At 35.7% G+C, this 350-nt stretch carries 1 protein-coding gene; it reads right to left on the bottom strand.

The window, feature by feature from the left end; genetic code table 11:
- Positions 1 to 350, bottom strand: a 350-nt coding sequence (locus tag J8281_RS19300) for a peptidylprolyl isomerase (protein ID WP_210199267.1), incomplete at both ends; no start/stop codon positions are given.

Below are 350 nucleotides of genomic sequence, written 5' to 3'. Positions count from 1 at the left end.
AGTTTTTCTTTTGCTTCAATTATTGAGGCATCAGAAACTTTTGGAATCAATAGCACATGACTAACATCATACTCCTGGCCTCTAATTTTTTCGCAATAGACAATATGGAATCCAAAATCGGTTTCAAAAGGCTCAGAAACCTGTCCTTCTTGCAAGGAAAATGCTGCTTCACGAAATTCCTTCACCATCCTAGGTTTTTTTCTGTTAAGCGTATATTTGTAACCCGATTGTTTTATACCTGGATCTTGACCGTATAGAATAACTTTAGACCTAAAACTTGCGCCATTATCCTCTACATCACTCTTAAATTTTTTTAGCTGACTTATGATACGTTGCTTTTCTTCTTCTGA

This window comes from Aquimarina sp. U1-2 (assembly GCF_017897595.1).
Classification (GTDB): domain Bacteria; phylum Bacteroidota; class Bacteroidia; order Flavobacteriales; family Flavobacteriaceae; genus Aquimarina.
Note: the sequence above shows the minus strand (reverse complement) of the source record. Positions and strands in the feature narration are given on the sequence as shown.